A 7098-nucleotide genomic window follows, 5' to 3' on the forward strand; every position below is an offset into this window, starting at 1 on the left:
TATCGATTCTTAGTCGCGATAACGACGAGATGCGATCGCTCTGGACGCTTGTCCGGAGACGACGTCCATCGGGGCAAATCGCGTTTTCGGGGCGGACCACGCATTGTTTGATCCTCAATCAATTAACGAGTCACGGACCGTGTCGACCGGTGGCGTCACGCTGTGGGCAATCGGGCGGGTTGTTCATCGGTTCAAGAGCAGGTCCGACGAAGCCAATCGCATTCACGGCCAACTCATCCCCGAATGGATAGGTCGTATCTACATCGGTGCGGAAGTTGTCACGCCTTTCTGGTTCGGCCCCGCACCACTAATCCCCGCTCCGCCGTCGCCTACGTTCGCAAGTTTCGAACTCCCGGTGGGCCTCGCGGTCGGTTGAGTTCACGGCAGTATGCGGGTGCATCGCCATCGAGCAAACCGCAACGAGCTTAAGCACCAAGGTCCGAATCCCGCACGCGATTATGGGAATCCGTATCGCCCGCCATGATACAATCTGGATGCGGCGACCCAGCCAAAACGCGTGAGCCTCCGAATTGAGCCCCTTGAAGTGGCAAGCCGATCGCGGCCGCCACGTGATTCGTACCATTCTGCTTGACAGTTATTGCGATGATATCAACACGTGACCTCACTGATTTGCCACTGATCGATGCGCTGAACAGACGCATGCAAGAAATGGCGGCTCTCGAAAGCGTTTTTGCGATCGAGTATGGAACGCCGCGTTTCGAGTATCACCCGCGATGGGATCAGCACGAACAGATGGCCGCGGTGAAGACCGGATCGGGCGACGAGCTCTTTGTGCATTTCACTCCGCGCGGCTGCTGCATCCTCGGCTTCGCCCATGAGTCGGCAATGTCGCCGTACCGAACTCAACCGCCGCAGCCATGGCCAGGACTCTTTTCGAGTGTGCCCGAGGAGTTACGAGGATCACTCGAAGAGCCGGCCTTTGACGTCGATTCCACTACATTCGTCGTCTGGCGTCTCGCCTCAGATGACCGATGGTCGACTGATGATGTCGAGTATCCAAACGACGGCTACGACGATGGCTCAAACGACCTACTGTCGAATCTGATTCTATCGCCAAAGGACTTTGGTGATTGGTTGGAAGAGAACTACGAAGTGAACGTTGACTTATCCGTCGTTGAAAGCGTTTTCGAGCATGTTCCGATCACGTCGGCTCAACTCGCCAAACTCAATTCTGAACTCCCGCTGAAAGAACTCCGTCGCGCCATCATCGAAACCGGGTTCCCGCTACAATGATCGCAAAACCATGAGATAGTGATGCATTAACCGGCGGTGATGCGGTTTTTCCTGAGATCGATGTTAATTCCCGCCGCCCGCTGATTCGCATCAGTCGCCCGAATTACGAAAAAGAAACTAGATGTACAGACATGTTATTTTTGCGGTGCTGGTGATGCTTGCGCCACTAGCGGCGCAGGGCAATGAGACGGCTTCCGACAGCACTTGGGCCAACCGGTTTGAGTATGTCGGGATTGCGGTGGATGAGCCAGGCTATCATGTCTGGGGCTCGTCTCCTGTCATTGGACCCAGCGGCAAGACTCACCTCTTTGTGGCACGTTGGCCGGTATCCTCCGGTTTTGCAGGTTGGATGAGTACCTGCGAGATCGCACGTTATGTCGCCGATAAACCGGAAGGGCCGTTTCAATTCAGCGAGACGGTGTTGAAGGGAACCGGGATTGATACGTGGGACAAACAGGCTCCCCACAATCCAACCGTTCACAAGGTAGGGAACCAATACGTCCTCCTTTACATCGCCAACACCGGAAAGAAGTTTCCCGCCTCGCAGCGTATCGGCATGCTCATTGCCGACAAGATCGAGGGCCCCTGGAAGAAAGTGGGCAACGATGGCTTGATCCTTTCTCCACCCGACGACCCGGGCATCTGGAGCTTCCAAAGCAATGTTGGGGTCAACAACCCCGCTCTGTTGCATCACCCCGACGGACGGTACTTTCTCTACTACAAGGCCATGGGAAATGGATTGCGGCGGATGGGGGTCGCGATTTCCGACAAACTGGAAGGGCCCTATGAACACTACAAAGATTATTTGACGAGCAATACGCGAACGATCGAGGATGGATATGCCTTTGTAGAGGATGGAAAGATCTACCTTCTGACGACCGACAACGAAGCCGGAGCAGGTCTTCTTTGGGGATCCGACGACGGAATTCTTTTCGAGAAGCCCATTCTGGGATTCGATCGAATGACACGGTACTTTCCAAAGCCAACACTAGCGAAGGCAACGAACTACCGCGGCCAAAAGTTTGAACGCCCACAATTGCTTGTTCAAGATGGTCGTCCCACCCACCTTTATCTGGCTTCCGGAACCAACGTGACCCAGGGTGATGGATCCTGTTCGTACGTTTTTCGAATTAGACAACGGACCACGGCGGACGAACCGGATGCAAGTGACAGCGAGTAGCCGCGTCTGCCTCGCGACTCTCCGCAGGGTCGGAAAAGCCGGCTTATCTGACTGAAGCGTACTTTGTTTGATGCAGCGAGTAGAGCGTGAGTTCAAAGTACTCGCGATCGTGGACGCGGTAGGATTGCCGTTGGACCGTTTTGATTTTGTTGTTGGTTCCTTCCATCGGACCGGATGAAATTTGATGTTCAACATAGTTTAGTATTCCCTCCTCAAGTCGTGTCAACGTGCTAGCCATTGTGTTTTAGCGGGGCCAGCCCCGTCGCAATTGCTCGCTTGCACCAGGAACGCAAGAATAACTGGGTCGGCCAGCGGAACGTGTTCCCCCAAAACGATCGCAACTCTTCTTTGAGATAGTCTCCTTTGGCCAGCGGTTCAAGGAGTTCTGACGCGGCGGCTAAGTGTGCCTTCTCGTCGCGATCCTCACACAGGTTCTCAGGATTTTTCAGCAATAACCAGCGACTACGCTTGAGCACCGATTTCTATTCGCTGGTCGCGTCATGTTAGAGTTTTCGGCGCAGGGTGGTCGATTTCTTGTTCATCAATTCCACCATATGAAAACGATCGCCGACGATTTCGGCGCAAGGAAGATTGTTCTTGACCGCCGAGATGTAGGCCGAGGACATGTCCATAGCAACCGCTTCGATTCGATGCCGCCGACGCCCCGGTCGCTTCCAGAAAGGTGCCAGCGACTCGGCCGATTTGCCTTCGCCAACGAAGATTATCGCACCGTTGTCCAAGTTCATCACCAGCGTCACCAGCGGTGACCTTTACCAATACGAATTTCGTCGATCGCGATTTTCCGAAAGTCTTTCAGAGAGGGATTGGCGAAACGTCGACGCAAGTCATCTTTCTTGATTTCCTTGATCGCGTCCCAGGTGACGCCGAGAAGATCGGCAACACCCTTGATCGTCATGCTGCGGGTTAACTGCAATGCGTATTTGGCCCAACCCTTGGTGCAACTTCGACGCTCGTCCGCAGGGCAAGCTTGATCTGGGTTGCTGTCACGATCGGATTTCACGCCAGAGAAATTCGTTCCGGCGGCGCTAGCGATCGATGTCCTGCCACGCTTGAATCGTTCCCAATACATGATCGATTGACTCCAGTGTATCGGATGAGTCTTGGTCCTGAGGAACTGTGGACGCATCCGCGGAGAGCGGTTTCGGTTCTGTCGTGATGGAGTCACCGTCAACTTCGACTGTGTGAGCAAGTTTTGTGCTGATGAATTCGACGGTTGGTATTCTCTCGGCCAAGTCTCCTTTGTTTGCTGCGAGATCGCCCGCAGACCATTTAGCCGTCGCCAGATTATCAGAGACGGAGGGCGTCAATTCTCCGGCGGGTTCACGTGCCGCTTCAGAATCGAGACGATTCAGTTCATTGATCACCACGAGGGCGTCCAGGGCGCTCAGGATTGAGTCGCCATTGACATCATAGAACGCATACAGCCCAGGATCGACGGTGGTCGCGTCCACCAAAACACCCGCATCGTTGGAGACTAACTTTTGATTCAATGCATTAATGATCCTCAATGCGTCGACTGCGGAAACATCACCGTCTCCGCTGACGTCGGGACTGAGGATTGGGTTCGTCCAATCCGTTGGCCCTACCACGCGGACCTTGGCCGTGCCGTTGCGGAACACCCGCTGTAACAATCCATTGACAATCTGGACGGAGTCAAATTTCCAACCAGAATCGAACGTGATCTCGTCACCACGATCAGAGATGACGATCAGAGTTTGATTTGGCGTCAGTCGCGTAATTTTATTTGCGTCGACTACGAGCGAGTTGATTCCATTACCACGAATATCAATTGTCGTGACTGTCGCCAGCACGGTTTCATCGTACGTCGTCATGTCAATCGTCTCACCATTGCTTTCCAGCACGATCGAGTCGACAACGCGATGGACTAGCGTGAGTACGTTGCTATCGACGTTCCGATTTCCCGCAGCATCGATGACTCGCTCTTCGGGTAACGAAACAGTGATGTCACCTTCGTTGATCGCGGTCAAGGTTGCGGTGTATCGATTGGCGTTGCCGGTGAGGCCTGACAAGATCGCATTGCCAATTTGCAAGTCGTTCGCCGTCAATCCCGTGATCGCTTCCGAAAACTCAATGGTAATATTGAATTGACCAGGGGTGGTCGACGGTGCACCTGTTATCGTCGGCACTGGCTGCGAAATATCGACCAAAGTTGTGATCGGAACTGCCGCCGTGTTTCCCAAACCAGCAGCATCTTGGACCCGACCAGCGGGTAATTCGACGGAGAGTTCACCATCGCTGGCGGGAGTGACCGAGACCCTATAGACCGTATCGTTGAGGTTTCGCACGAGCGAATCGACGTTGCCGCCACTAACGACCAAATCGCTGGGGTTAAAATCTACTACCGGTTCACTAAAAACAATTTCGACTTCGCGGGATTTTTGCCCCGGAACGAGCGTTAAGAAAGAGAGCATTGCCGAGGGCGCACTGCGATCAAACCGACGAGTGATCACATTGGATGTTGCACTCACGTTACCAGCAAGATCGACCGCTGCACCGCTCGGAATGGATAGCGTCACAGCTCCGTCGACAATCGGCGTGATGGTTGCGGTGTATTCACCCGTTTCGGCAACAACTTCTTTCAGTTCCTCCACAATGCCGCCAGCCACGATGATATCGGCCGCATCGAAACTCGTGACCGTAGTACCAAACCTGATGCTGATATCGAACGAGTCGCTCGTCACGACCGATGGTGCCGTGGTCACGACCACGGGCACGATCGCCGTGGTGTCGACGATCAGCGACAGTGTGTTGGATGCCGTGTTTGCGTTGCCAGCTAAATCCGTCACCTCGCCAGCCGCGATACTGAGGCTGAAGTCACCTGGGACTGCAGTGATCGTGAACCTGTAGCGTCCCGGGCTGACTAGTATCGGATCGCTTGCGACTGCCCCCGTAATCGTTAAGTCAGACTTCGCCAGCCCCGTAATAGGCTCACCGAACTCCGCGATCACATCGAAACTCGTCTTGTTCGTCGTCGACGGTTGATCGGTCGTCAAAACCACCGTCGGAACGGTGCGGTCGATCGATCGCACCAACGGTGTTGCTGCCAAGTTGCCGTTCCCTGCGGCATCCGTGACCGCGTTGGCGGGTAACAACACAGTCACACTGCCATCAACGATGGGAGCAATCGTAACGGTGTACTTGCCCGTTGCAGCATCGTTCGTGATCAAGTTCGATGCCGTGCCGTTAAGCACCGTCAGATCGGCCAGAGCGAAGCCCGTGACTGCTTCGGCGAAATCGATCGCCACGACGAAGCTCGCTGAATTGGACAAGCCTGCCACAGTGGACGAGAGTGTCGGAGTCACCCCGACCGAATCCACCGTCAATGTCAGTGGGGTCGCGGCGAGGCTCGCGTTATTGGCATCATCGGTGGCGGCACTCGCAGGAATGTTCAGCGACACATTGCCTTCTCCCGCCGTGGCGGTCATCCGGTACAAGCCATCGCCGAGTGGTTGCAGATTCGTGAGTGTCGCGCCCACGGCAACGACGTCACTGAGGGTAAACCCGCTGACCGTTTCACCGAAGTTCACCGAGACGTCGAAGACGTTCTTATTCGAGAGTGCTGACGTGTTCGCCGTGATCGTTGGACGCGGTGCCACGCGGTCGATCGTACGCACGAGTGTGCCCGAGGCCGCGTTGCGGTTACCCGCGGCGTCTTGCACCACACCACCGGCGATTAGGACCGAGACCTGACCGTCACTGGATCCCGTGACCGTAAACGCGTACCTGCCCGAAGCGGCATCGATCGTGGTCAAGTTCGATGCCGTTCCACCGAGCACGGTCACCTCATTCAAGCCGAATTGGGTCAGTGCCTTACCGAAATTCACGCTCACAGGGATCGTGTTCGTGTTCAGCGTCGGGGCGCTGGTTGATGACAACACCGGTACCAGGGCCGTGGTATCGACCGCGATATTCAGGGTGTTCGAGGCCAAGCTATCGTTGCCCGCCATGTCCTTCACCGCTGCCGATTGCAACTGCATCTGCACATCGCTGCCAGTGGCGGTGATCGTGAAGGCGTAACGACCGGGGCTGAGTAGCACCGGATCGCTGGCCGTGCCACCGGTGATCGTCAGCCCAGACTTCGCCAGCGTCGTGACCGTCTCGCCAAACTCCGCGATGATCTCGAACGTTGTTAAATTCGTCGGCGACGGTTGATTCGTGGTCAATGTCGCCGCCGGTGCCGTGCGGTCAATCGTCCGTACCAGCGAAACGGCCGCGGAGTTCCCGTTGCCCGCCGCATCGGTCACCGCGTTAGCCGGTAACAGGACCGTCACGTTGCCGTCAGCCGTCGGCGTAATCGTCGCGTTGTACTTGCCCGTTGAGGCATTCACGGTCACCAAGTCCGAGGCCACGCCGTTGAGCACCGTCAAATCGGCCAGCGTGAATCCAGTGACGGCTTCGGCAAAATCAATCGCCACGACGAAACTCGCCACATTGGACAGTGTCGCCACGGTCGAGGACAGCGTCGGTGTCATGCCAACGGTATCGACGTTCAAAGCCAATTGTGTGGCTTCCAAACTCGCGTTACCAGCATCGTCGGTGACCGCTGCCGCAGGCACGTTGAAAGTGACCTGACCGTTCGTGGCCGTTGCCGTCATCCGGAAACGTCCGTTACCGAGAATCTC

General features: G+C 55.7%; 5 protein-coding genes and 1 pseudogene. 2 read left to right on the forward strand and 4 right to left on the reverse strand.

The genetic code is table 11. The annotated features are described in order from the left end of the window. Positions 1-603 precede the first annotated feature (603 nt). A complete protein-coding gene (locus NB063_RS19560; protein ID WP_250930452.1) occupies positions 604-1254 on the forward strand; it encodes a hypothetical protein in 651 nt (216 codons plus the stop codon). Between the two features lie 121 nt (positions 1255-1375). After that, positions 1376-2434 (forward strand): glycoside hydrolase family protein, encoded by a 1059-nt coding sequence (locus NB063_RS19565; RefSeq protein ID WP_250930453.1) that lies wholly within the window; start codon positions 1376-1378, stop codon positions 2432-2434. Positions 2435-2477: 43 nt separating this feature from the next. Here the strand turns inward: NB063_RS19565 and NB063_RS32645 are convergent, their stop codons facing one another. The 4 genes and pseudogenes from NB063_RS32645 to NB063_RS19580 all read right to left on the reverse strand — a co-directional run. After that, complete coding sequence (locus tag NB063_RS32645; protein WP_407652666.1) at positions 2478-2672, reverse strand: transposase; 195 nt, start codon at positions 2670-2672, stop codon at positions 2478-2480. Then, positions 2665-3180: pseudogene (locus tag NB063_RS19570) on the reverse strand (ISL3 family transposase). Before NB063_RS19570 ends, NB063_RS32645 begins: the two are co-directional and overlap by 8 nt. Positions 3181-3188: 8 nt before the next feature. Next, positions 3189-3455 carry a helix-turn-helix domain-containing protein gene (locus NB063_RS19575; RefSeq protein WP_250930454.1) on the reverse strand — a complete coding sequence of 89 codons (267 nt, stop codon included), beginning with the start codon at positions 3453-3455 and terminating at the stop codon, positions 3189-3191. Positions 3456-3480: 25 nt separating this feature from the next. After that, positions 3481-7098: Ig-like domain-containing protein (locus tag NB063_RS19580; RefSeq protein WP_250930455.1), on the reverse strand; the 3618-nt coding region annotated here is incomplete at its 5' end.

It is taken from the genome of Aporhodopirellula aestuarii (assembly GCF_023701485.1).
GTDB classification, from domain to species: domain Bacteria; phylum Planctomycetota; class Planctomycetia; order Pirellulales; family Pirellulaceae; genus Rhodopirellula; species Rhodopirellula aestuarii.